The 21,800-nt window shown below is 61.9% G+C and carries 26 protein-coding genes; 9 read left to right on the top strand and 17 right to left on the bottom strand.

Going from position 1 to position 21,800, the window contains the following annotated elements:
* Nucleotides 1–74: 74 nt before the first annotated feature.
* The 16 genes from RZR99_RS25300 to RZR99_RS25225 form a co-directional block, all read right to left on the bottom strand.
* Nucleotides 75–485 carry a hypothetical protein gene (locus RZR99_RS25300; protein ID WP_323122512.1) on the bottom strand — a complete coding sequence of 137 codons (411 nt, stop codon included), beginning with the start codon at nt 483–485 and terminating at the stop codon, nt 75–77.
* Between the two features lie 88 nt (nt 486–573).
* Nucleotides 574–705, bottom strand: coding sequence for a hypothetical protein (locus tag RZR99_RS25295; RefSeq protein ID WP_257737063.1), 132 nt, complete (start codon nt 703–705; stop codon nt 574–576).
* A complete protein-coding gene (locus tag RZR99_RS25290; protein ID WP_323122511.1) occupies nt 702–1,175 on the bottom strand; it encodes a hypothetical protein in 474 nt (157 codons plus the stop codon). The genes RZR99_RS25295 and RZR99_RS25290 overlap by 4 nt, the downstream gene beginning before the upstream one ends.
* An 8-nt stretch (nt 1,176–1,183) precedes the next feature.
* Nucleotides 1,184–1,576 (bottom strand): hypothetical protein, encoded by a 393-nt coding sequence (locus RZR99_RS25285; RefSeq protein WP_323122510.1) that lies wholly within the window; start codon nt 1,574–1,576, stop codon nt 1,184–1,186.
* A gap of 85 nt (nt 1,577–1,661) precedes the next feature.
* Nucleotides 1,662–2,123: an outer membrane lipoprotein gene (locus RZR99_RS25280; RefSeq protein WP_323122509.1), complete on the bottom strand. Its 462-nt coding sequence runs from the start codon at nt 2,121–2,123 to the stop codon at nt 1,662–1,664.
* A 267-nt stretch (nt 2,124–2,390) separates the two neighbouring features.
* Nucleotides 2,391–3,218 (bottom strand): PRTRC system ThiF family protein, encoded by an 828-nt coding sequence (locus tag RZR99_RS25275; RefSeq protein ID WP_323122508.1) that lies wholly within the window; start codon nt 3,216–3,218, stop codon nt 2,391–2,393.
* The gene (locus RZR99_RS25270) at nt 3,218–3,853 is read right to left on the bottom strand and encodes a PRTRC system protein A (RefSeq protein ID WP_323122507.1); all 636 of its coding nucleotides are present in this window, start codon (nt 3,851–3,853) and stop codon (nt 3,218–3,220) included. Before RZR99_RS25270 ends, RZR99_RS25275 begins: the two co-directional genes overlap by 1 nt.
* Nucleotides 3,850–4,578 (bottom strand): PRTRC system protein B, encoded by a 729-nt coding sequence (locus tag RZR99_RS25265; RefSeq protein ID WP_323122506.1) that lies wholly within the window; start codon nt 4,576–4,578, stop codon nt 3,850–3,852. Before RZR99_RS25265 ends, RZR99_RS25270 begins: the two co-directional genes overlap by 4 nt.
* Before the next feature lie 11 nt (nt 4,579–4,589).
* Entirely contained in the window at nt 4,590–5,699 is a 1,110-nt protein-coding gene (locus tag RZR99_RS25260) for a PRTRC system protein F (protein ID WP_323122553.1), read from the bottom strand.
* Nucleotides 5,621–5,839 (bottom strand): hypothetical protein, encoded by a 219-nt coding sequence (locus RZR99_RS25255; protein ID WP_323122505.1) that lies wholly within the window; start codon nt 5,837–5,839, stop codon nt 5,621–5,623. Before RZR99_RS25255 ends, RZR99_RS25260 begins: the two co-directional genes overlap by 79 nt.
* Entirely contained in the window at nt 5,832–6,050 is a 219-nt protein-coding gene (locus RZR99_RS25250) for a PRTRC system protein C (protein ID WP_323122504.1), read from the bottom strand. The genes RZR99_RS25255 and RZR99_RS25250 overlap by 8 nt, the downstream gene beginning before the upstream one ends.
* An 8-nt stretch (nt 6,051–6,058) precedes the next feature.
* A complete protein-coding gene (locus RZR99_RS25245) occupies nt 6,059–6,505 on the bottom strand; it encodes a PRTRC system protein E (protein ID WP_323122503.1) in 447 nt (148 codons plus the stop codon).
* Between the two features lie 75 nt (nt 6,506–6,580).
* Entirely contained in the window at nt 6,581–8,260 is a 1,680-nt protein-coding gene (locus RZR99_RS25240) for a PRTRC system ParB family protein (RefSeq protein ID WP_323122502.1), read from the bottom strand.
* Between the two features lie 272 nt (nt 8,261–8,532).
* Complete coding sequence (locus RZR99_RS25235) at nt 8,533–8,775, bottom strand: hypothetical protein (RefSeq protein WP_323122501.1); 243 nt, start codon at nt 8,773–8,775, stop codon at nt 8,533–8,535.
* Nucleotides 8,775–11,906: an SNF2-related protein gene (locus tag RZR99_RS25230; protein ID WP_323122500.1), complete on the bottom strand. Its 3,132-nt coding sequence runs from the start codon at nt 11,904–11,906 to the stop codon at nt 8,775–8,777. The genes RZR99_RS25235 and RZR99_RS25230 overlap by 1 nt, the downstream gene beginning before the upstream one ends.
* 70 nt (nt 11,907–11,976) lie before the next feature.
* Nucleotides 11,977–12,765, bottom strand: coding sequence for a hypothetical protein (locus RZR99_RS25225; protein ID WP_323122499.1), 789 nt, complete (start codon nt 12,763–12,765; stop codon nt 11,977–11,979).
* Between the two features lie 449 nt (nt 12,766–13,214).
* On the opposite strand from RZR99_RS25225, the gene RZR99_RS25220 reads away from it, so the two are divergent.
* From RZR99_RS25220 to RZR99_RS25180, 9 genes are all read left to right on the top strand, one after another.
* Nucleotides 13,215–13,670, top strand: a complete 456-nt coding sequence (locus RZR99_RS25220) for a hypothetical protein (protein WP_323122498.1) — start codon at nt 13,215–13,217, stop codon at nt 13,668–13,670.
* Nucleotides 13,671–13,694: 24 nt separating this feature from the next.
* Nucleotides 13,695–14,015: a hypothetical protein gene (locus RZR99_RS25215; protein WP_323122497.1), complete on the top strand. Its 321-nt coding sequence runs from the start codon at nt 13,695–13,697 to the stop codon at nt 14,013–14,015.
* Between the two features lie 112 nt (nt 14,016–14,127).
* On the top strand, nt 14,128–14,535 hold the full coding sequence (locus RZR99_RS25210; protein ID WP_323122496.1) for a hypothetical protein: 408 nt from the start codon (nt 14,128–14,130) through the stop codon (nt 14,533–14,535).
* A complete protein-coding gene (locus tag RZR99_RS25205) occupies nt 14,532–15,779 on the top strand; it encodes a DUF1173 family protein (RefSeq protein WP_323122495.1) in 1,248 nt (415 codons plus the stop codon). The genes RZR99_RS25210 and RZR99_RS25205 overlap by 4 nt, the downstream gene beginning before the upstream one ends.
* 53 nt (nt 15,780–15,832) lie before the next feature.
* Entirely contained in the window at nt 15,833–16,252 is a 420-nt protein-coding gene (locus RZR99_RS25200; protein ID WP_323122494.1) for a hypothetical protein, read from the top strand.
* 110 nt (nt 16,253–16,362) lie between these two features.
* Nucleotides 16,363–17,034 (top strand): Lar family restriction alleviation protein, encoded by a 672-nt coding sequence (locus RZR99_RS25195; protein ID WP_323122493.1) that lies wholly within the window; start codon nt 16,363–16,365, stop codon nt 17,032–17,034.
* A gap of 858 nt (nt 17,035–17,892) precedes the next feature.
* The gene (locus RZR99_RS25190) at nt 17,893–18,840 is read left to right on the top strand and encodes a hypothetical protein (protein ID WP_323122492.1); all 948 of its coding nucleotides are present in this window, start codon (nt 17,893–17,895) and stop codon (nt 18,838–18,840) included.
* 24 nt (nt 18,841–18,864) lie between these two features.
* On the top strand, nt 18,865–19,230 hold the full coding sequence (locus tag RZR99_RS25185) for a hypothetical protein (RefSeq protein WP_323122491.1): 366 nt from the start codon (nt 18,865–18,867) through the stop codon (nt 19,228–19,230).
* Nucleotides 19,214–19,660 (top strand): hypothetical protein, encoded by a 447-nt coding sequence (locus RZR99_RS25180; RefSeq protein WP_323122490.1) that lies wholly within the window; start codon nt 19,214–19,216, stop codon nt 19,658–19,660. Before RZR99_RS25185 ends, RZR99_RS25180 begins: the two co-directional genes overlap by 17 nt.
* Nucleotides 19,661–19,750: 90 nt before the next feature.
* Here RZR99_RS25180 and RZR99_RS25175 read toward each other — a convergent pair whose 3' ends face one another.
* On the bottom strand, nt 19,751–20,893 hold the full coding sequence (locus RZR99_RS25175; protein ID WP_323122489.1) for a helix-turn-helix domain-containing protein: 1,143 nt from the start codon (nt 20,891–20,893) through the stop codon (nt 19,751–19,753).
* Nucleotides 20,894–21,800: the final 907 nt, after the last annotated feature.

The raw sequence follows: 21,800 nt of genomic DNA, 5'->3' as shown, positions 1-21,800 counted from the left end.
GTTGTCCTTGCAAAAAGGGGCAACCACCCCATCCGGGCAGTTGCCCCGGATTGGGAAAAATTGAAGGTGACGCGTCAGTCGATGTCGAGCAGGTTCGATACCACCGCTGCAACGGCCCAGCCATGGGAACGCGTCAGCGTCTTGATGCGAATGAGCGGTTGAGTTCGCCAGTGGCCGACGCCCAACGCCGCATCGAGCCAAACAGTGTCGAGACGGACGATCCACCCTTCCGACTGACCCCGCTCGATCGACACGCAGCAACGCCGCCTATTCTCGCCAGCAGCCGGCCATTTGGACCATGGCTTTCGACCAAAAACGGCCTCGTTCGCATACATCGACCGATTGGCGACGAACACCCATTCCGGCTCGAGCTCGGTAGCACGAAGTGAGTCCTCGATGCATCGAGCAACCTCGTCGACCGTCTTACCTTCGAGTTCGAACGCATCCTGCGACCGCGATACCGGCCGCTCCAGTACTTCAGACATTGAAACCCCAAAAATAAAAAGGGCCACACCGTGAGGTGCAGCCCTTGATAAGAAGGCGGTCGCCCAGACGGGCGGCCGTCAAATCGATTTAGTGCGTGTGGTGACGCAGAGAACGACGTTGGTCGCGCTCCGCCTTGCGACCGCGTTCGCATGCGACGATGCCGTAGCCGCAGAACACCAGCGTCAGAAGCAGTGCAACAGGACCGAAGTACATATTCATTCTCCGTTCATGGAATCCATGCCGACGATATAAGTTACCACACCTATCACGACCAGAGCGGCAACGTTCATCGCGGCCCAGATCGAGAATTCGGAGATAGCGTGCACGTAGCCGACCACACCAACGATCGACGAGACCGTCAGCGTATGGCAGAACCGTCCGAACTGCTGCCGCTGGTCCTTGGACCAGGACGCGCGAACCAGTCGCGCTCCCAGCCGGGACCGCGGCAAGGCGGCCGGCTGCTCTACCGAGACGACAGTAAAGCTGTCGAGCGTCGATTGAATGAGCTTTGCCTCATTCCCATCCCAGGATGCGGTGATCGCCGGCGGCGATTCACTCTCATGCACGACCGCCAGGAAAGCACGGACACGGGCCGAAACATAGACCATGCCGAATTCCGCGTCGTAGGACCCGCGATCGATGATCGAGATCCCGGAGGGATACTCGATGCAGACGTCGACGAATTGCATCACGCCCCCTATCGCCGGTCGCCATCGAGACCATCCACGAGCCGCAGGCCGCCAAGCAACGCCTGGTAGCCCTCGTCCGTGTCGAGCTGCGTGAGCGGCACGACATTGTCACCGCCGCCCGACAGGTCTCGGTGACCTCGTCGAGTGCGAAACGACACCGCGACATGCTGGCGCGAAGTCGAATCCACAACCTCGAGCATCATCCGACTGGTGCGCAGGGTGACACGGCAGCCGCGGCCGGCCTTCGCCGGCTCGGCTACGACCTCGTGCTCACCTGCTCGCAACCGCAGGTCGCGCGCAACACGATGCAGCCGCCGCGTCGCATGGTGGGTCAGCGCAGCGTCGGACGCAACGCCACCCGCGCGCCGGTCCGCGTACAGAATTTTCGGTACCTTGAACATCTTGCCCTCGGAATAAAAAAGCGAGGCCCCGAACGGGAACCTCGCTATGCAGGAAGAAGCCGGCGGCTGCCGGCGAATGAACGGCTCAGCGCGTGATGCGTAAGCCGGAAGAACTGCTGACGAGCATCACGCGATCACCCGGAGCGAAGCGCTGCTCGTCGGATTGAACGACGACCAACGTGCGGCCGGACACCGTGCGCACGACGACCTCAAGGCCGGCGTGACGCGCGAGCGATTCCGACAGACGCTGCGACACATAGGCCGCACCGGCGCCAGCAAGCGCGCCAGCGATGTACCGGCCGTTGCCGCCGCCGATCATGCGAGAACCGAGAAATGCGCTGACACCCGCGCTCAACAGCGATGCCAGACCGGAACGGTCCGACTCGTTGCTGATCGTGACGCCGCGCACGCTGACGACCGTGGCCGCCTCGATTTCTCCCGCGCGCTGAACGTCGTAGCGCTGGTAGACGTCGGGGGAACCGAAGTCGTACGAAGCGCACGCGGTCAACGAAGCGAGGAGCAGAACAGAGATGAGAAGCTTGAACATGGCGATTGCCTCAAAAAAGAGGGCAATCGCCCGTCAGGGAAATTGCCCTGACAGAGGAGCCGACGCGTGGTCGGTGAGAGAAATACGCACGGGCGGAGCCGGTGCGGGTGGGTCGATGCGCAGAAGCGCGAGAAACAGGATCAGTGTAGGACTGCGCGCCGGCGCCGCGCGCCAGAATCATCGAGAAAACCGCCCCGCTTTCCTCTGGACGAAAAAAAGCGCCAGCCCGATGACTCGGGTGGCGCTGGTTGAAGTTGTGTTGGCAAGCTACCACGGGATATGCGGATCCATCGGGTCCACGCGCTTGCGAGGCCTCGACTTCTTCGGCTTTGGCGCGTCATACCCGAAACGCGCCCATGCGGCGGGATCGATCGGTATGGGGCTTGTGCGACCCGTCTCCAGGTTCACAAAGCTGCCCGAGTACTTCAGCGACCCCGTCCGATAAAGCGTCCAGAGCAGGTTGAATGCCTGTATCGAGATCGCCTGATTGATGACCAGGGACTGCTTGCGCAGCGCATCGGCCATCGAGCAGGACGGTGTGTCGTCGCCCCTGTCGTTCTTGGCGTTCAGCAGCTCCGGGAACAGATCGCCCACGTGGGGCAATCGGTCATGCCGGGCCTTGCCGAACTCCCCGAGAATGACCTGACCACGATCCGTCTCATTGCCGCAGTCGAGGTAGTAACGACACTTCCCGCGCTTCGCTGCCTGCACGATGACGTGCCGCGCGCGACGTGAGTCGACGCAACCTACCACGATGTCGGCGACGATCCGCACCGACGAATCGACACGCCGCGGCTCCGCAATCCAGTTGGTTCCCATCAGGTTGTTGAGCCGATTCACGAGCAGCAGTGCCTTGTAATGTCCGACGTCATTGGGATAGAACCCCTGCCGTCCGACATTCGTGTCGCTGACGGTGTCGTCGTCGTACACCGTGCACTCGATCCCGCCAGGGTGGCCGAGCTCGATCATGGCGTGATGCAGCCGCGCGAGACTGGGAAGAAATGCGCTCCCGGTCCCGCCGGCTCCAACCACTACGACGCGCCACGGCCGGCGGAGCATGTCGGCCGGAATAGTATGAGTGATCACCTCGCTCATCACACCACCTCCATCATCAGCGCACTCGCCCACGACTCGGGCACGCGTTCGAACTTCTCGAAGATCCCCTTCGCGCAAAGCCGCAGCGCGACTGAGGGCGTACGATCGCAATGGCCCAACACGAACGCAAACTTCACGTCATGCTTGTCATCCTGATTGTCCGTGCGCGAGAAGAACGCCGGGCCCGCGCCATGGGAATGGCAATCCACCACCAGCCATTCGCCGTCTGCCAGTCGCGGCCGCTCATAGACCAAATGCCCTGGCCCGTGCGACAGCGAAGGCAACGCAACGATGCGGAACGCACAGGTCACGCTGTTCCAGACAATCCACGCACCGACCTCGTTTGGCAACGCCGCCCGGGCCATCACATAAAACTCCGCGACCAGCGCGGCCGGAATCTGCCCGCACAAGAGCGCCGTCGTCTCTTCGGCCTTCCCGTACGGGACAGCTGTCGAGACTGCGTATTGCGCGATGCGACGCACCACGCGCACCCAGGGACGCAGAACTTCGAGATAGACGCCATCCGATGCGATGAGCAGGCGCTCACCCGACCGCGTCATCGGGACAACGACCTCCCGCGACGGAACCATCACCGACGGGAAGGATTGCTGGAGAACGGTATCGAGCGGATTCATGCGCCCCTCCCGACTTGGCCGTTGACCAGCTGCTCGAGCGTCCGCTTCATCGGCACCAGCGCGTTGAGCGGAAACGTCTCGCCGAACTTGCCGTCGAGCATGTCTCGCCAGAATGCGTACTCGCCGTCCTTGTACTCGATCCGTTTGCCGCCGGCGTTCGGATGCGTGAACGCCGAATCGAAGAACCCGGCTTCCCAGCCGCCAATCGACGCCACATCCACGCGCTTCGGAACCTGCGCACTGCCGATGCAGATTCGCCCCACGTCCCAGGTGTTGAAGTACGGCGGCTCGAACAACGGTGTCTCGCGAACGGGGCGATCGCTGCATGCCACCGCGAACACGCGAAAGCCTTGATTCGAGGCCTGGAACACCAGCCCCGGATGCGGTACAACGGCGCTTCGCTTCCCTAGGTTCTCGCATTCGAAGAACACCCGTCGCATCGCTGGCGGACACCACCACGTGACTGCTTCAGGGGACACCCCGAGCACCGTCGCTGGCAAAAACTCCGCCCGCGGCGCGACGTGCTCGGCGAGCTGCTGAAGCGTTTGAACAAGCACCTTCCGGTCGAGCGGCCGACCGGCGCCAATGACGGGTCGGCCGCTTTGGCGGTCAGCGATGACAGCGTGGGCTGTCGCAAAATGCGCACCGTCCTTGCCCGTATAGAGCAACAACGCTTGCGACAACGCGACATCCGAGCCGGTTCTACCGGCGGAGATACCAGACATAACACACTCCTTTAAGTGGGATGACTCACCAGCGCCAGAAGCCGGTCAAGGTGAGTGAGAATGCGAAACGCCAGCGCCAGGTCGGCGTACTGGCGGCGGATAGCCTTCGGAGTCGACGCCAAACGGGAAAATCCGCTGTAGGTGGTCGCATCACCGGTTTGGGCTTCATTGTCGAAGTGACAATCGAGAAGGTCGCCGACAAACTGGTTGTCCTCAACGACCACCGAGCAAAGCGCGTAGACAGGGTTTGCGGTGTAGCTCACGTGAAGCAGATCTCGACTACGGCTACGGCGCATCAGCGCGCGGAGTTTGAGCACCTCGGTGCAGACGGGCCTCGGCATGCCCCTGCTGCGAGCGCGAAGACGCAACAGCTCCGGGTCCGTCAGGGCACGTCGATCACGCCACTTACCGCCGCTAAACACACACGGATCAGCGTCGTCCGGACAAAGCTGTGGCCGAACAACCGACGGCAGATACACAGAACGGGTTTCGGTGTCGTCGTCGAACCGTTCCTTCAGCGCTTCGTCCGCATCCTTGTCCGAAATGTTCGGATCGCCGTCCCAGTACCAGCACGAAAATTCGTACATGAACCAGTCTGGCAGGCGGATGAACATCGTCCGAGCCGATGCGCGGTGCAACGTGGCCATCACCGTCCGGAACAGCAACGGGTGGGCCGACCGCAGTGTCTCGATCGCCCCTTCAAGCGAGTACACCCACTCATCTTCAAGGCCGAACCCGAAGAACAGCGGCGTCGCGTCGTCATCGTTGTTCCCGTTACCGAGGCCATCGAGAACATCTCGAACCGCATGCGCGTCGAACAGATGCGGCGCGAATCGGAGCCGAGAAAGAAGCCCATACTGGCGTCGCGTCCACGCATGAAACGCCTGCTGGAGCGCGTCGCCGGCGTCGGCCGGATCCTGAACATCACCTGCGCGCAAAGGCCCATACTGGAAATGCTTCAGAACCAAATCCGACAGGTTCACGTCTTCACGCCACTTCAACCGAACCGCCCCCGGCACCTCTGCCGAGAAGGAGGGAAGCGTCAGAAGATCAGCGGCAAGTCGACGTCGGGCAGGGGCAGCGCGTGGCGGTTGCCGGACTGCGGCCGAGCCAGCTGTGATGCTTGAATCAGGGAGTGCAGGATCGAAGAACATTTCCGCATTTCCTTGTCACATAAAAAAACCGGCCTATCGGCCGGTTCCTGTTGGTTGAAGCCACCATCCGGATCAGACAAGGCTTTGAGCAGATCGCGTTTACGCATGGGCGCCCTTGGCACCCGCCGCGCGGACGAATTTGTAGTGCGCCACCTCCCCCTTCATGTCCGGGCCGTCGACCGCAGCGGTCGTCAGCTCCGGATACTGGGCGGTGTACAGATCACGCACCTGGTCCGCCGAGAATGCCGGCCCGGGATCCATGAGCGCCATACCGTTGTAGGTGAACTCGCGTACCAGTGCAGAAATGCTGATCGACATGATTTACCTCACAGAAGCAACGAGGACAGATCCGTGCCGGCCGGCATCTCGTCGGCCGGGGGAATCGCATCGGGCGATGCGCCGGCCGTTCCGGCCCCTTCCTCGTCTGCATCAGCGTCTTCGGCCACAGCCGCATTCGCGGCCGCAGGCGTCGACGCTTTCGACAATGCCTTCTGCGCCTTCGTCGCCTGCGACTGCTGCTGGGACTCGAGAATGGCATTGGTGACCGCCACCTGTTCACCGAGTGACCGGTGCGCAGCGGTAAAGCTGCCGATCGCCGCCGCGAAGCCCTCGTCGAGCTCTGCGGCCGTCGCGTTCAGGATCAACGGCTGTCGCAGCATCGAGTCCTTGCCACCTGCCGGCGTCAAAAACACGACGATGCTGTCGCCATCCATCGTCAGCGATAAAACCAGTTTCTCCGCGGAACGAAGTAGCGGTTCGAGTGCTTGAAACATATGAATCTCCAAAAATATACGCCGCTCGAGGCGGCGCAGAATGTCGATGCGACTCGGCCAGGGGCCGCCCGCTGCTTAGAACTTGAGAACCTTCAGGAGCTTGCCTTCGTAGGTGAAACCTTCGACGGAGAGCAACGCCGTGATGACTTCGGCCTTCGACTTCGAGAAGACTTTCTTGAAGTTGTCGCCCATCGCCGCGCGCAGCCCGAGCTCGTCGGCGATCACCATCATCTCGGCCTTGGTGACGAGATCCAGAAACACCTTGTCGAGCGTCCAGTACTGCGTCAGATCGAGGTTGTGGTGCTTGCAGAGTTGCTTGAGATACGAGACGTCGAGACCTTCGACCGCCGCGACGAACATGCCGGTGACCAGGGTTGCTGCCTGCTCATCGGACGTGGCGCCAGCGAGCAAGAGGGATTTCGGAAAATCAGAAGCGGGAGCCTTTTCGTCGGTCACCTTTTCGTAGACGGAGCGGAAGACCTCTTCCTTGATCTGGCGCGCATAGCCCGAGAGGACAATCGCGATCAGGTACTGTCGCGCGAGCGCCGCGTTCTTGCCGACGTCGCGCCGCAGTGCCTTGCGCCAAAGTGCCTCACGGTATTGCTTCACCCGGTCGGACTCGGCGACCACGGTTACCTCAGCCGGCGCCGCGGCGTCGGAGCTCGATGCGCTCTTGCCCGCTGCTTTAGTCGAGACGGGCGAACCCTTGGCGTCAGAGGTCGCAGCTTTCGCCGCCGCCTTCTCAGCCGTGATCCGGTCCGCAACCTTTCGCATATTGCAGACAGTGTCGAAACACTGGCCGCGGAAGGTCTTGCCGAGAGAATCCGGCAATCCGCTGACCGCGATGCCGTAGTTCTGGCAGCCGTGGCACGCCTTCGCCTGCTCGGCGCCAACGCCGTTCGCCCCATCGACCGCGAGTTGAACCCGCGTGTGATTGTCGCCGGCGCGCACGATACGCACGGTCGGGAACTCGTCACGCAAGCCCGCGGCCGTGACCTCGAGCTGCTTGTCCGTCTTCCCGTTGTAGCACTGGCGATTCGTGCAGTTACCCGTCGCGATCGACTCGCCGAACATCTCGGATTGCATCGCCGAGTTGTGCGGGCACACCGCGCAATCGGTCTTGTCGAAAATCGCGGCGGACAGAGAGCATGCCGCACTCTCGACGAGCTTTCGCACGTCGGTAACGGACTTCTTCTCGGAGATGATCACCGGAAGCACGCGATCCTGATTCTCCTTGGACAGCGCGGCAAGCAGCTCCGCGTGACCCAGAAGAATCTGGTGCGTGTTCAGGGCGATGAGGACTTCATTACTGCAGTTCAGCAGCGCTAGACGGCTGTTGAGCGTGGGAAGGCTCCAGCCGATCCGCCTGGCAGCCTCTTCGCGATCCCCCTGACAGCGGCCGAGGAGGCGCGCCGCCTCGACTGCCTCGTCACCGGGGGACATGTCGTCACGCTGGATATTCTCGGTAAAGGCGATTTCTTCCGCCTCCACCGCATCCACGTCTTTGACGTTCACCGGCATGTCGTAGTCATCGCCACGCATTTCGAGCGCGGCTTTGTACCGACGGCCGCCGGCGATCAGTTCGAAGAATCCGTCGTCGAGGGGACGGACGATAACCGGCGTATCAACACCGCGAGCCGAGATCGACGCCTTCATTTCGGCCATCTTGGCGTCATCGAAGTACGTGCGAGGGTTCCGGCCCAGCTTGATGCGTCCGAGCTTGATAGTAGGTTGCTGCAGAGGGAATTGTTGCATGGCAGGATCTCCGAAGAGGGAACCTGCCCCCGATCGGGAGTGGTTCCCGATGGGGTTGGAAAGGAATGCCGGCGGCACCGGCTGAGTCGATGCGTCGAAGACGCGGTAGATGAGGAAAAGATACCGCTTGAATTTTCGGGGGCCCGGCGAAAAGCCCAAAAGAACGAGCTAGCTTTCGCCGGTTGCGCAACGCGGCTCCCGCGGTGATCGAAAAAAAAGGCCCGATCAAACGATCGGGCCTGAGTAAAAGAGCTGGGGACGTCCACAGAACGCTACGCTGCAACTTCTCCAGTGACGGAGCGACTGAGCAAAGTCGTGACAGCGCCGCTGACCATCCATCCCACAAACTCGGTCTCGTACGGTTGGTGAACCAGGCGGTCGAGGCATACCACTTCCGCGCCGCCCTTCATCACTTTCCCGAGAACACCCGCAACGGTCGCAGTACTCGACCCATCCCGCTTGATCGTCACCACACCATCACCAATCGAAACAGTCACGCTCCGTTCTGCTTTCATTACACTGCCTCCTTCAACAATTTGCGCATGGCGTACGTTTTTTCGCCGTGAAGCCGTGCAACGTCTTCAACGAACGCGTCCAACAAGGTGTCCATGTGCAGAAACGCCTCGTCCTCGAGCTCGGGTGTCGCCCAGTCCAGACCTGCCTGCATCGCATCACGCTTGTGCGCGACCATCTGGTCCTGATAGACGTCAATGCTCCCGGGCAGGTGGAAGTACTCGACACGCAACCGTCCCTTGCGATTCCACCGCAAGGCCCGCCGCATAGCCTGGTACTCCGCACGCCAGGTCCATGACCGGTCGTAGAACAAGACATAGTCCGCGTTCGGGAGGTTGTAGCCTGCCCGACCCGACTCCTTGGTCGACAGCAGGCCCGTTGCGAGTCCGGTAAGGAACCGTTGGTCCTTTGCTTTCACCCGCTTGGCTATCGAGATACCGCCATGGAACAGTACCGTGTCGATCTTGCTCGCGTCGAGCTCGCGGGCGATCAGATTCAGCACGCCGGGGTTTTCGGCGAATACGATCGCCTGCTTTCCTTCGGCAGCAATCTCCCGCATCCGGTTGATCACCGCACTCTGCTTGCTGGTCAGTCCGCTCCGCCGCTCGATGCCTTCCATCCCGTACTGCGGATAGTTTGCGGCGAAGTGCACCGCCCGCATTCTCGCGAGGATCGTCACCAGATTGCAGGATGTGCCGTCCTTCTGGCGATCTCGGTACCAAGATGCGAAGTCGTCGGCCGCGCGCAAGTACATCGCGAGATGGTCCGGCTCCCAGTCCACGGTATGAACGTGTATTTCGGGCGCCTCGATCTGGATGTATTTCGCGACGTCCGGCTCGCACACCAAGCGACGCTTGAGGTGCGGCGCGAGCATCGCGCGGTAGAGCGACAGGTTTCCGATCTTCGGCACTTCGCGCTTCGCCCCATCCTGCAGGTTCTCCGCGAATTGCCACGTGACCCACTCGGTCACGACGAAATCGTCCCGGAATCGATCAATGCCGCGGTCGGCGTACTCGACCGACTGGAGCCAGTTCTGTTCGAGGTAACCGCGACGGTACCCATACGGTTGAGCAGCAGTCCCATCGCCACCTGCAAATGCGATCAGACCGAACGCGTCTCGCGGGTAGTTCGGAATTGGGCTACCCGTCAGCACGTACCGCCGGCGTGCCGACAATCGCCACAGCGCGCGGCTTTGGTCGCTTGTCGGGTTCGCAAGACGCTCCCCTTCGTCGGCGACCAGCAGGCCAATTCGGCGCCGCAGGCGGTGCGCATACGTCGCGCGTCTCGACTGCGATGGATCGACCACCATGCGCAAGCGCTCGTACGAGATCAGGTTGAAGCGGCGCAGATCGTCCAGATCGGCGGGCGACTCGATAACCTTGATTTCGTCCGTACCAATCGGCGTCAGCGCAGCTTCGGCCAACAGCTCCGAAACCAGGCGTGCTTCCACCACGATCAGCCCATGCTTGACGCCGGCCGCCAGAATAAGCGCGAGCGCGAGCCGAGACTTGCCGCAGCCCTGCTCCCAAGCGATCACGCATCCAGACGGCTTCATCAGCGTCTCGATCAGATCGTCGACCTGGAATTCCCAGTCCAACCACCTGGGAATCCCGAGTGCACTGACGCGAGCGCGAAGCGCCGCGGCGTGATCAGGAAAGCGCGCCGCCAACCCTTCGTGGACGACTTCCCACCCCTGAGCGACGTTTTCAACCGCGAATCGCGCGTTCAACTCGTCGACCGCGAGGCGGTACTTGGTGCCCTTCAACACGTACCCGTACGCGCCATCGTATTCTCGCTCGAACGCCACTTCGTCTCCGGCCTTGATGAGCGGACTCGCCCACATCCGGTCATCAACCTTATGCGTAGCGCGCGCCCGGCCAACCACCGACGACGCCGATCCAGCACCCGCCGTATACACGACGTGCCGCAACGGCGTCTGCTGACGCAGTGACCGCCGGGCTCGGATGGCCAGATGCTCACGCAGGCCGGGCGCCACGGTAGGATTCCCGCCTGCGCCTCGGATACGCTCCAGCAGCCTATCGAAGGCGCCTTGAGGATCGCCCTGGACCAGATACACCTCCAGGTCGAGCAGCCCCTGACCCGCATAACGGAACCCGCGCGGCAACCGATGGCCATCCGTCGAGAAGATGCGATGTTCGTAGATGGCATTCAGCACGATCGCCTCGATAAATCCGCACTTGAAGCCCAGTCGGATCCAGCGACCGTCATGCGCGACGACAACCCGGGCGTCTCCGGTTACCGGCCGTGTGATTGCAGGCACGGAATCATCAAGCGTCTGCAACTGCAGCCGTGGCCGGTCGAACGACCGCTCCTCCCAATGTAGGCTTAGGAGCGGTGCCGGTCGGCCGAGGTCAGCGGCCGCGCGGACGAAGTCGCCCGGACGCGTGCGGTATCGATCGAACACGAGGACCGCAGTCCGGACGTTTGCGCCTTCCAACTGGAAAGCGTCGTCCGGCAGCTCGAAGTAGCCGGCCAATCGTTTCGCGGCACCGTAGTAGTGGAACGGCTTCCCGAACGTCGCGCCCGCGATCGCCTCGGCCATCGTTGCAGGTAACAAGGCAACGACCACGTTGGCAGCCTTCAAAGCCTGAGCCAACGCATAGTCATGGGACAACGCACTGGTGTTCGGGCCATATCGTCCGATCGTGGTGCATTCGAACGGATACAGGTGCGGCGACTCGAGATGCAGCGAGAACGGTGGATTGATCATCGCAACGTCGAACCCGGATGGTCGGATTTCTTCCATCCCGGCCCGACGAATCGATACCTTGAACCCTGCTCCCTCGAATGCCGACTGACATGCCGCCACAGCAGGATCGTGCACGTCGACACCGTAGATCGAATGGCGCTCCGGATCACCAAACTGCAGGAGGCGACCCGAGCCGATCGAGTTGTCGAGAACGTGGACTTTGCGCTTCGGGTTAAAGCGCTCGACGAATCCCCACATGTACCGGGCAACTTCGTCCGGCGTGAAAAATTGCCCGAGGTGACGTCGTCGCGCTGCTGCCAACTCACCATGGTGAGCCACGCCAACGTCGAGCGAACCGAGGCTTTTCATCGCCCGCAGCGGCGCGTACCAGTCGCTGGCTTCGAAATCAAATACAGTCTGCATGAAAATCTCTCGATAGAAATAGAAACGGCCCGCCAAGGCGGGCCGAAGAAAGAAGGTAGGAGGTGCCGTACTATCCGCGTGATGCGAGATACTCGGCCCCGAACTCACTGATGAAGATCGACAACGCATCGCCGACCGCGTGCGCGAATTTGAACTGCCACTTGTCGTTGTAGCGGACGATTTCCAGACCGGTGAAGCTCGCCTTGTCTCGCGAGCGATACTCGTCACTCACGAAGCGGCAATGCCTCAGCTCGCCTGCAAGTGCCGCACACCCAGATTGCACCGCAAACGTCGTAAGCCCCGTCACCAGTGCTACAACGCGACTTTGCGAGTAGTAGCTAACACGACGCCACCCGCTGCTGCTGAAGGAGGCTTCGCTTCCCACCGACGCCTCGATCACAATGCCGCTGTTCGTGCGCTTCATCTCTGTTGTCGGCTTCAGCCAAAGCCCGTCGATGATTGCCTTGGCGGCCTGCTGATAAGCGATCGATGCGCCGGCATCTCCTGCGAACTTCCGCTTGAGGTGTGACCAGAAAGCGTCCAGATCCGGCGTTGTGCCCGATCGAATCGCGTCGTCGATATCGATGCCTGCCGCTACCAACTCGACCGGCCGATCGATCTCGATCCGCGTACCCGCTGGAGCCACTTCGCGACGCGCGACTCTCACCACCACCTCGGAGAGGTCCACGCAGAATTTCGTGAGCTCGCACTCGACCTTGTATTCGTGTCGCGAGCGTGTGGCACGCTCGTAATCCTCGAAGCCAGGAAACAGTGAAATTTCTGCGCCGGCAACAGCGCGATATGCATCGGCCGCAGTCGCCTGTGCCAACTTGAACTGCTCGATCAAAGCGTTGTACATGATGTGCTCCACCAGTAGAAGACGGAGCACCGCCCAGACCGGGGATGCCCCGATCGGGTTGTGTAGGAAGATTTGGTGCCACGCGAGGTGGCTGGTTGTCGATGCGTCGAAGACGCGGAGTGCACGACGATCGTAGCTGCATCATTTCGGGCCATAAGGTGGAAATGACAACTGTTTCCGTGCTGCTTTCATCTCGGTTGACGCGAGCGAGTTTTCCCCAAAAACCTTGGACAACCTTGTGGAGAAAGGGCGCAGACCCTGTAGGGCCGGGGCCGTCGACCAGATGCCCAATTTCCAGGCAACAGGGGTGGACGCAACCGGTTGAGGGGACTTTGGAAGAAAGCTCCAAAAAAATGGTGCGCTTTCTCAACCATCTCCGGTCCCCACCGGCTGCATGGTTGTGGTGGGCGCATCCGCCGCCTCCGTCAAACCAACCAGGCACCCGCACAATGAGCAACCAATCCATACGCGCACCTCTGGACCCCGCCCACTATCTCGCCAGCCAGACCCTGTTCGTGGGGAAATGGGCCTTCTACATTTTCTTCGTGTTTCCGAGCGTGATTCTTTGCGGCGCTCTCGCGCTGTACAGCAACTTCTCGTTTCAGACGATCCCACGTGAAGTCTTGGAATTCGCCGCGCAGACAGCGAACAACCCACCCGCGCAGCCCGGCTCGCTTTCGATCCAGGTATGCAAGGACAAAATTCCCGACCATGCGCTTCCGGCGTCTCCGATCTGCCAGTCGAAAGGGTTCGAGCAGCGGCCGATCGCCGCACTGGCTCGGGATCTTGGCGAACGCCTCTGGTGGGCCTATGCGATTGTCGTGAGTGTTCCCGCAGCACTCGCGATCGGGCTCGGAGTCTTCGGCCGCGATCGCGCCGCGCTTCGCCGGCAGCTCGCTAGCTAAGTCCGGACGCTTCAGTTCTCGATCGTGTTCTCTTCGACCTTATCGGCGCCGGCCTCCATCGCCACCGGACTGGTCACCCAGCTCGGCGGCGGCATGGCCTGGTCATGCCTCTCGATCCTGGCAGTAGCCGGGCTGCTTATAGCGGCCGCCAGTACCGTCCGACTCGTCATGGCCACCATTCGGCGCTACGAGCGCGGCCGCTCCGCGCGAATCATGCAGATGTGGCATCCCCACTGCCACGTGAAACGGCTCGCCAACGGGCAGTGGCTGCTGATCGACAAAGACACCGGAACGGTGTACATCCCGCCGCGGCTCTCGCATCCCCCCATCAACGAATGGATATAGACCACGCATGACTACCATGAACAGCACTCCGTCAACGAGTGGCATAACACTCGGCCGCCTCGCAAGGCAACTCGAACGCGACTCATCGGCATCTGCAGTACGGATCGCCGGCATGATCATCACTGGCTTCGGAGTCCTGTCGCTGATCACGCCCTCCGGGTTCGGTCGGAACACCACAATTGCGGCGGCACTCATTCCGGCCGGGATCGTCACCTTTTCCATTGCGTCCCGTGCCGCGTCCCGGATAGCAATCTACCGCAACACCCTCACCGATCGAATGCTCGGCGCGATTGCTGATAGCGATCTAATTCCAGAGTGGGCCAAGGAAGAAGTCGCGGTCGAGTATCTGGTCCGAGGTTACGTATCCATCGAGACCCTAACCAAAATCGATCTGCGCATCGTCGAGCAGCGGCGCGCCGAACGACCCGTGGTGAATTCGACACCGGGAGCAGATCGACTGGTGGCTCGGTACGGCAAGGCCAGCGACAGCACCGGATCATCTAAACGGAGTGCCCCATGACGACTGACAAATCAGCGGCCAAGGTCTCGTTCTCGGGAATCGCCATCCCGCTCGACGACGTCCAGGAAAACCCCGCCACCTTCGTCCGTCAGCTCGAGCGCGCGAAAATCAACCCGGGCTACGCGCGGTGCTTATGCCGCGGCGGCGCAGCGCCGCTCCGCCTCCAGATTCGCCGATACGGCAGCCTGCTACACCTCGCCGGCTGGCCCGAAGAAGGCCCGATGCACGATCGCCAGTCCTGTCCGTTCCACAAGGATCCGAGTGATGGGACCAGCGAATCCGGAAAGACCCTGCCGGGCATCGTGGCAACCGCGACGGGCTTGCGCGCGAAGCTCGACGTCGCCCTCACACAGCGCACCGTCGGTGCAGTATCAAAGGGCCCACGGCAAGCCGGCTCACCCACTACCTCGCGCCGCTCGGCGCCGCTCCTCGGCTTCCTGCAGACGCTCTGGCAAGTCGCCGGGCTCAATCGCTGGTCCGGTGTTGACCGCGCGCGGAACTGGGGCGTCTGCATTGCGCGTGTCCTCGCCGAAGTCGGCGACGCCGTGATCAACGGCGAACCCGCCGAGAAGGTCCTGCACGTCATGCGCAGGTTCCAGGAAGCGGATCGCACCGCGATCAACGCCGAATTCGACGCGTTCCTCGCGCTCGTTGGACAGCGCGACGGCACGAACCATCGCGGCCTGGTCGTCGGCGAGATCGCGGAAATTGGCGTGACCCCTTACGGCCGCTCTATCACATTGCGACAGAGCGCAAAACGGTACTACTGCAATAGCGAGTTAATCGCGCTTGCCGAGAAGCGATACAGCCACGCGATGCGCGCGCTCGGTGACCGCGATGCCAAGGTTGTCGCGATTCTCGTGATCGAGCGCACACCGAAGGGCCATCACGTTGTAGTCGATCTCGCAGCAATGCTTTGCTCGTCCACGTACATCACGTGCGATTCCATCCACGAAGTCGCTATGGCAAATCGGCTCGTTGTCGAAGGCCGCAGCTTCGACAAGCCGATCCGGCTCGACGAGGGCGCCGACATGCTGCCGGACTTCGTCCTAACGGACACTGCGGAGCCGACCCACATTGAGGTCTACGGGATGAATGGCTTGACCGAGTACGAGACTCGCAAGCGGGAAAAGCAACGTCTTCGTATGGCACGCGGAATCCAGTCCGTGGAGTGGGATATCGACAGGTTTCCGCTGGCAGATGTCCGTTTCCCTCCCATTGCGCGACGAAGCACCAGACCTTGACATCGCCGCGCCGCCGGCAAGATGAAGGCATCTTCTCAACCTGGATGCCTCCTATGCACGGCAAGTCGCTGTTCCTCCATCGCGCGGTCTCCCGCACCGATCAGTGGGGTCCGCAGTTTCCCGCCCTCTCCATGGCATGCCGCCGGCCCGACTCGTTCTCCGGCGGCCGGCAGCTCGCCGTCGCGGTGACCGACGCTCGCGGCCTGCGTTGTGCAGTCTTCGCGAGCTTCGGCGCCATCCTCGAGTTCCGCGCGTCGTGGGACGAACTGGAACGCGCCGGCACCTGGTGGCATTACGCACGAACATGGCATTTCTGGTTCGTCGACGATCTCCAATCGGCGCGACGAGTATTTCCTACCGATTCCGATCAAATCGTAGTCGCATCCTCCGAATCAAGCGATACATCCAGCACGTCCACCGACTCGCTCCTGTCCCTTATTCGCGTTGCGGAACTGCGGGCTGCACGCGATTAACTCAGACGGGTGATAAATAACCGGAAGGAATATTCGCGCTTTTCTCGGTTTTGCCGGCTTGCAAAAACAGCAATAATGCCGGCGACGAGAAACTTACAACCTTCCGACAAATGATCGAACAGCTCTATCCATGTGAGCACTGTGGCGGCCGGCCGACCGTCGGCCGATCGCAGCGGCTCGTCGAGTGCGACGAGAATCGTCGATTCGATTTCAGCCGGTTCGGCCGCTTCGGCGGCCCGCCGAACATCGGAGACGTACTTCCCCGCCCGCCCGAGGCTCCGCTGACCGAACCATTGGTCTGCATCTATTGCACAGGTTGCGGCATGTCGACGCAGTGGGAAGTGATCGGTGATGACGAAGCGGCCGCGAAAGACCGATGCGCCGAAACATGGAACCGGCGCTTGAGTCGACCGAAGGCAACGGCTGAGGACCTGCGAAACCTGATCGAGAGAGAGCTCGGCGCCTGCGATACGCAGCTGGTGCTCGACATGTTGTCCCGAGTAGAAGGGGACTGGGACGAGATCGGTCCGATCTTCAAGATGCTGGCGCAGCGCCTCGTCGAGGCTACCGTCGTCACCTTCGACACGTGGCCGATCGCACCCGTGCTCGAAGACGCGGCACGATATCGCAAACTCGTTCAGCTGGCGAAGTGGATCGAGGTCGACGGCCAGGACTATGTCCAGTTCCCGAAAATCCACTCGCCGAACGAGCATCGCGATTTCTTGTTCGAGGACCGTATCGCTGCCGCCGTCGATGCCATGCCAGACCGAGATCGATGGTAATCAATCGCCACACTGGATCCCGCGAGATTGAGCCAGAATCGCCAAATCACCTTTAGATACCGAATTGAATCGGAAAGCGCGATGACCAGAAGAATTGCGAACCGACTGATTGGACTATCCCTGCTCGCATTCTGCGCAGTACTTTGGGCCTGGATGCTAGGATGGCTCGCCAAACCATATCCTCCCGGTAGCTTGATGGACGCGCCAATGTTCGCTGCTTGGTTGGAGCCGGGCTTATTACCCTACCCCATCATGGTCTCCGTCGTCGCCGGTGTGGCCGGGCTTCTTTATTTGACGGGTGTGCTACCGCTTCGGACGAACTCGGACGACGACAAGCCCGAGTAATTGGGCAGCACCAGCGGCCGGCGCAGTGTTCGGCGACGCCCGCATTGAATAAAAAAAAGCCGGCTTGCGCCGGCTTAACAATGGTTCTAGCGATTTCCGAGGGCCTGTGCCAGAACCTGAGAGACAAGGCTATGTTACCGAGCCCGTCTCTCGCGCATCAGGCGTTACACCGGCGATTTCTCGCCTCATTTTCCGACCACCCCTTCCAGTCGTCAGCATCAGCATGCCGGCACTCCCAGCTTCCCAACCTCCTGTTGCAATCCACCTCGATTAGCGATCGGAAATCAGACGCTTTGTGGCCCCAGTGCGCATCGCCCGGGCGCGAAGATGATAGCGGCAACAATCTGCGTTCGCCCACGACGCCCCGACTTCACTCTGTACGGCAGACGCGAACTTCAATCCCGTCGCGCCTCGCTTGACTTCCCCGGCAGGACGCTACGCTAGACCTGTTGCCCTCGACCCGTTCGGATGACGTGTCGAGCACGCCAGCCTCAATCTAGTGGAGCACACCTCATGAGCAATTTGAACGAAAAGAGCCCTGCATCGGTTGCTGACCGAAGCGCGGAGCGGCGGGACGACACACGCCGGGTGCCCGCACAAAAGCACGCCAATTTGGAAGGGCTGCGCAGAGCGCTGCTTGCGCCCCGCGCGATCGTGCGCGACGAGAACGGATGGCTGACGCATCCGGCATTCCCGGCGTGCGATGAAGATGTCCGTGCGGATCGGTTCCTCGCCGCATTTGGCATTGAATCCGCTTTCGTCTCGATGGAGAGCGAAGTCGATATCGACGCGTTCGAACGACATCTCGAATCCGGCGACTTCAACTGCAGTTGGTGGATCCCGACTATGCCGGCCGGCGAGGGGTGGCAGCTTCTCGAGATCTACGACACGGACGCAGGCCCTTACGCTCTGTTCGCCCGTGAGAAGCCGCACGAGACGATGCGAGCACGACGCGACGGCGATCCCCGCAAGGCTGGTGCTCGACCGATCCCGATTGACGCGGACCAAGCCCTGCCTCTGGCGGACGGCGACGTGTCGGTGCGGGCTCGCGGCGCCGTCCCGACCGCCGTTTTAACGGCGCTCGATCGAATGAGCACGCCGCTCCACGAGTCGGTGCTCGACGGCGCGACTGCTGCCGCGGACTCGCATTCGATGAAGGTGATTCGCGAATACATCCTCGGTGGTCACGCAGGGGTGCCATCCGTGAAAACGGCGTCTGCCAGCGATCCGCTTCGTGACCCGCGCGTCACGAAGATGGCGACGTTCATGTTCCGCATGATCTCCGCATTGCGCCGCACGGCCGAATGGAAGGGGCTCGCCGGCGAGGCTCTTGGGTACCTCACCGAGATCGGCGTGAACAAGACGTACCGCATTGCCACTCGACCCGACAACAGGACAGTCGCGCAGCCGCAGTCTGCTGACACCGACGCGGTCCGCGATATCCGGCGCGGCGATACCTGAAGAAACCATCGAGAGAAGAACGTAATGGGATATATCAATCCTCTCTTGCAACTCCCCGCAGCTCGCGATCTGCTCGCCCTTCCTGCCGAATCACGTCGCGCGGTCGCGTCGGTACTTCGCGCGTTGCGCACGCAAGCAAACGCCGAGGCGGAAATCGCCTGGTCCCGTCGAAAAGGGCCGATGGCAGCCTACTGGCGCGCGGTGTCCACGTATGCTCGACACCTCGCGCATGCCATCGACAACGGGCAATCAGTGCCCAAGTCAGCCTCGACAACGTCACCGAATCCGGTAGAACAAGTCGTCACTGCCGGACGCGCGAATGTGCCTGACGGTTCCCCAATCGCGAGCATCCAGACGCCCGAGCGAGGGATCGATGCCGATCAAACCTGAAACGCGCAGTCTCTGCCCGGCGACATGGCCCGCGACGCGCGCATGCATTCTCGCGCGGGCCGGCAATCGGTGCGAGCAATGCCACGTTGTGAATGGCGATGACATCGTGCGCGGCATCGACAAGGATGCCGGCACGTTCCAACGCCTCGAAGGCGACGGTGAGGTTTTCGCGGTCGACGACGGGTGTCTGCTCGGCTACTGCAAGGCGTCGGAATATTGCGGCTGCAAGTGGACGCGGATCGTTCTCACGATTGTCCGCCTCGACCACTCGCCCGAGCACGCCAGCGACGACAACCTCAAGGCGCTCTGTCAGCGCTGCGGCCTTGCCCACGACGCCGAGCATCGGCGCGCCAAGGCCGCAGCAACGCGCCGGGCACGTAAAGCGATTGGGGACCTGTTCGACGTCGCAGTGACGGGAGAAAGCGAATGACTGCAGCCGATAGGAATCACCTGGTTGATGTCCCGACTGAGTCGGAGCTGTACGCTGCTGACCGACTCCAGCAAGAACCCGCTGCGGCCGTCACTGACGTGGCAAGGGCGACGCGAGCAATCGATACAGCGCCTGCCTCGAAATCCCCAGCGCTGCCGCAGCGTGGCTCTTGTTGCCGCCAGCCGCCTCGAGTGCAGCCTTCGTCTCGTCAACGCTCGGCAGCGGTTTCTTCAGGTCCGTCTGTCGGGCGAACGTCGACAAGTAAGCGTTCGCCTTCGACGGTCGGCTGTGGCCTGCGGCCTCGACGACCCGGCGCTTCGCATCCTCATGCGCGGCAGAATCGGGCCGCGCAGACAAGCCCTTGATCGGCGCCGGCACCTCGGCCACCTGCTCATAGAGCGTCTGCAGATACTCGTGGCGCAGCCCGTGGCTCGTCACGCCGATACCGCTCTTCGTCACGCCATGCTTGGCGAGCACGTAGTAGTACCAGTCGCGCCACTGCTTCAGCGTTCGGCCGGCAGGAATCGTGGATCCCGTGACACCGTTGCTCAAGCACGCCGCTTCCTCCAGGATCGCGATCTTCCTTTCAATCGGCACCTCACGCGGTCGCCCACCCTTCGTTCCTCGCGTCACCGCAAGCATGTGCGGATCGCGCACCGCTTCTGCCGGGCGCAGCATGAAGCTCTCCTCGACACGTAGCCCAAAAGCCGCCTGCAGTTTGAGCTGCACCGCGGTGTACGGACACGTCCGCGCGATCTCTTCGATCTTCGTAACCGCGTCCACCCCGTTCGCCGCCCATGACTTGTCTTCCGTCGCCACGTAGCTGCGCTCAAGGCCCGCTTCACGGCGATCAACATAGTCGCCGAGCGTGCCAACCAGGTTCGCCTTACCCAGCCACTGGGCGAGCGCTCGCAGATACGTGAGCTTGTTCTCGATCGTGCCGCCCGACTGCTGATCCTTGACCCAACGGTCAACGAGGTACTCGACGTGCTTTGTCTTCAGCGACCACGGCGTCTGCAGCGCGAACCCACCCTCGCGCAGTTCGACGAACGCCTTGCAGATCGCCGTCGCCCGGTATTCCTGCGTCTTGATCGACAGCGCTCGCTTGCTGATCCGCGTCGTGCTGTGGATTTCAGCGACATGCTGATCGAACAGCACCAGCAACGCGTCGCGAAACTCGGGCGACAGTCGATAGCGTCCCACAACAGCCCGAACGTTGAGGATCGCAGCCATCCATTTACTCCTTGCGGTCGATGCCGCTTACACCCGGCGGAATTCACCCGCCACTTCCTGTCGTCAATCGATCGTCCTGAGCGTGCCGCATGCCTCCGCGGCGGCGGCCCGCCAATCGCGCTCCGCGAAATCGTCGACCACGATCCCAGTGATCGATACCGTTCGCGAACCCATCGTACGGTGCGCGGCGGCTCGGTCAAGAAACGCTCTGCCGGGCTCCGCCGTTGATCGGCCGATTCCGCTGGCGCAATAGGTCTTCGATCAGCCAGCAGCCCTCGCTCCGCGCAAACGTTCCCCACATCAATCGGCGCGGGTCGGTCTGGATTCCGCGCGGCGACCCCATAGACGTTCACCTTTGCAGTCCGTTGCGCGCCCCTACCTGACGCGACAACGACTACTTCTCTCGCCCTCGCTCGCGCGAATGGCTCCGCCGGTATCCGCCGGCGCGGTCTTGCTGCTTCCTGTCCTTTAGCGATTCCATCCGATCAGCCCGCTGCATGGGAAGAGCATGCAATCCGACTGTCCATCCTGCTGCCATGACCGACGCTGCCCGCGCTTCGCGCAAACCGTCACCGATCATTTCGCGCCCGCTTGTCGGACGCGCTGCGCGGATTGCCTCCGCCCAGTCCGGCATCGTGGCTACCCTGCCAGCCTGACGCTTGCGCGTCTCGACGTCGACGATCCTCGCGGTCGCCGGCGCCGGGCTATGTGCCGGGCAATTCCTGTTGCGCATTTGGGTTACGGCTGCGCCTACCGTTCGTTCTTCCGATCAGGGAATCGCGACGCCGGTCTCTCCGGTTCGCAAGACTTCCCCCGCCCCCAAGCACGTTCATGTCGGCCGCGGCGTGTCGGGCTTCCTGAACGCACCCAGCTCATTCGCTGAAAGGGCGTGGATAGACGCAATAGA

Origin of the sequence: Burkholderia alba (assembly GCF_034721475.1) — a bacterium.
In the GTDB taxonomy this organism is placed as follows: Bacteria; Pseudomonadota; Gammaproteobacteria; order Burkholderiales; family Burkholderiaceae; genus Burkholderia; species Burkholderia alba.
Note: the sequence above shows the minus strand (reverse complement) of the source record. Positions and strands in the feature narration are given on the sequence as shown.

What these genes read in the sequence shown, in the direction of transcription:
- RZR99_RS25255 (WP_323122505.1), bottom strand. Translation starts at nt 5,839, where the DNA reads ATGCGTAAACGCGATCTGCTCAAAGCCTTGTCTGATCCGGATGGTGGC.
- RZR99_RS25245 (WP_323122503.1), bottom strand. Translation starts at nt 6,505, where the DNA reads ATGTTTCAAGCACTCGAACCGCTACTTCGTTCCGCGGAGAAACTGGTT.
- RZR99_RS25240 (WP_323122502.1), bottom strand. Translation starts at nt 8,260, where the DNA reads ATGCAACAATTCCCTCTGCAGCAACCTACTATCAAGCTCGGACGCATC.
- RZR99_RS25195 (WP_323122493.1), top strand. Translation starts at nt 16,363, where the DNA reads ATGATCGAACAGCTCTATCCATGTGAGCACTGTGGCGGCCGGCCGACC.
- RZR99_RS25280 (WP_323122509.1), bottom strand. Translation starts at nt 2,123, where the DNA reads ATGTTCAAGCTTCTCATCTCTGTTCTGCTCCTCGCTTCGTTGACCGCG.
- RZR99_RS25300 (WP_323122512.1), bottom strand. Translation starts at nt 485, where the DNA reads ATGTCTGAAGTACTGGAGCGGCCGGTATCGCGGTCGCAGGATGCGTTC.
- RZR99_RS25285 (WP_323122510.1), bottom strand. Translation starts at nt 1,576, where the DNA reads ATGTTCAAGGTACCGAAAATTCTGTACGCGGACCGGCGCGCGGGTGGC.
- RZR99_RS25295 (WP_257737063.1), bottom strand. Translation starts at nt 705, where the DNA reads ATGAATATGTACTTCGGTCCTGTTGCACTGCTTCTGACGCTGGTGTTC.
- RZR99_RS25200 (WP_323122494.1), top strand. Translation starts at nt 15,833, where the DNA reads ATGCACGGCAAGTCGCTGTTCCTCCATCGCGCGGTCTCCCGCACCGAT.
- RZR99_RS25210 (WP_323122496.1), top strand. Translation starts at nt 14,128, where the DNA reads ATGATCATCACTGGCTTCGGAGTCCTGTCGCTGATCACGCCCTCCGGG.
- RZR99_RS25265 (WP_323122506.1), bottom strand. Translation starts at nt 4,578, where the DNA reads ATGTCTGGTATCTCCGCCGGTAGAACCGGCTCGGATGTCGCGTTGTCG.
- RZR99_RS25225 (WP_323122499.1), bottom strand. Translation starts at nt 12,765, where the DNA reads ATGTACAACGCTTTGATCGAGCAGTTCAAGTTGGCACAGGCGACTGCG.
- RZR99_RS25185 (WP_323122491.1), top strand. Translation starts at nt 18,865, where the DNA reads ATGGGATATATCAATCCTCTCTTGCAACTCCCCGCAGCTCGCGATCTG.
- RZR99_RS25205 (WP_323122495.1), top strand. Translation starts at nt 14,532, where the DNA reads ATGACGACTGACAAATCAGCGGCCAAGGTCTCGTTCTCGGGAATCGCC.
- RZR99_RS25270 (WP_323122507.1), bottom strand. Translation starts at nt 3,853, where the DNA reads ATGAATCCGCTCGATACCGTTCTCCAGCAATCCTTCCCGTCGGTGATG.
- RZR99_RS25275 (WP_323122508.1), bottom strand. Translation starts at nt 3,218, where the DNA reads ATGAGCGAGGTGATCACTCATACTATTCCGGCCGACATGCTCCGCCGG.
- RZR99_RS25235 (WP_323122501.1), bottom strand. Translation starts at nt 8,775, where the DNA reads ATGAAAGCAGAACGGAGCGTGACTGTTTCGATTGGTGATGGTGTGGTG.
- RZR99_RS25230 (WP_323122500.1), bottom strand. Translation starts at nt 11,906, where the DNA reads ATGCAGACTGTATTTGATTTCGAAGCCAGCGACTGGTACGCGCCGCTG.
- RZR99_RS25250 (WP_323122504.1), bottom strand. Translation starts at nt 6,050, where the DNA reads ATGTCGATCAGCATTTCTGCACTGGTACGCGAGTTCACCTACAACGGT.
- RZR99_RS25175 (WP_323122489.1), bottom strand. Translation starts at nt 20,893, where the DNA reads ATGGCTGCGATCCTCAACGTTCGGGCTGTTGTGGGACGCTATCGACTG.
- RZR99_RS25180 (WP_323122490.1), top strand. Translation starts at nt 19,214, where the DNA reads ATGCCGATCAAACCTGAAACGCGCAGTCTCTGCCCGGCGACATGGCCC.
- RZR99_RS25220 (WP_323122498.1), top strand. Translation starts at nt 13,215, where the DNA reads ATGAGCAACCAATCCATACGCGCACCTCTGGACCCCGCCCACTATCTC.
- RZR99_RS25190 (WP_323122492.1), top strand. Translation starts at nt 17,893, where the DNA reads ATGAGCAATTTGAACGAAAAGAGCCCTGCATCGGTTGCTGACCGAAGC.
- RZR99_RS25290 (WP_323122511.1), bottom strand. Translation starts at nt 1,175, where the DNA reads ATGCAATTCGTCGACGTCTGCATCGAGTATCCCTCCGGGATCTCGATC.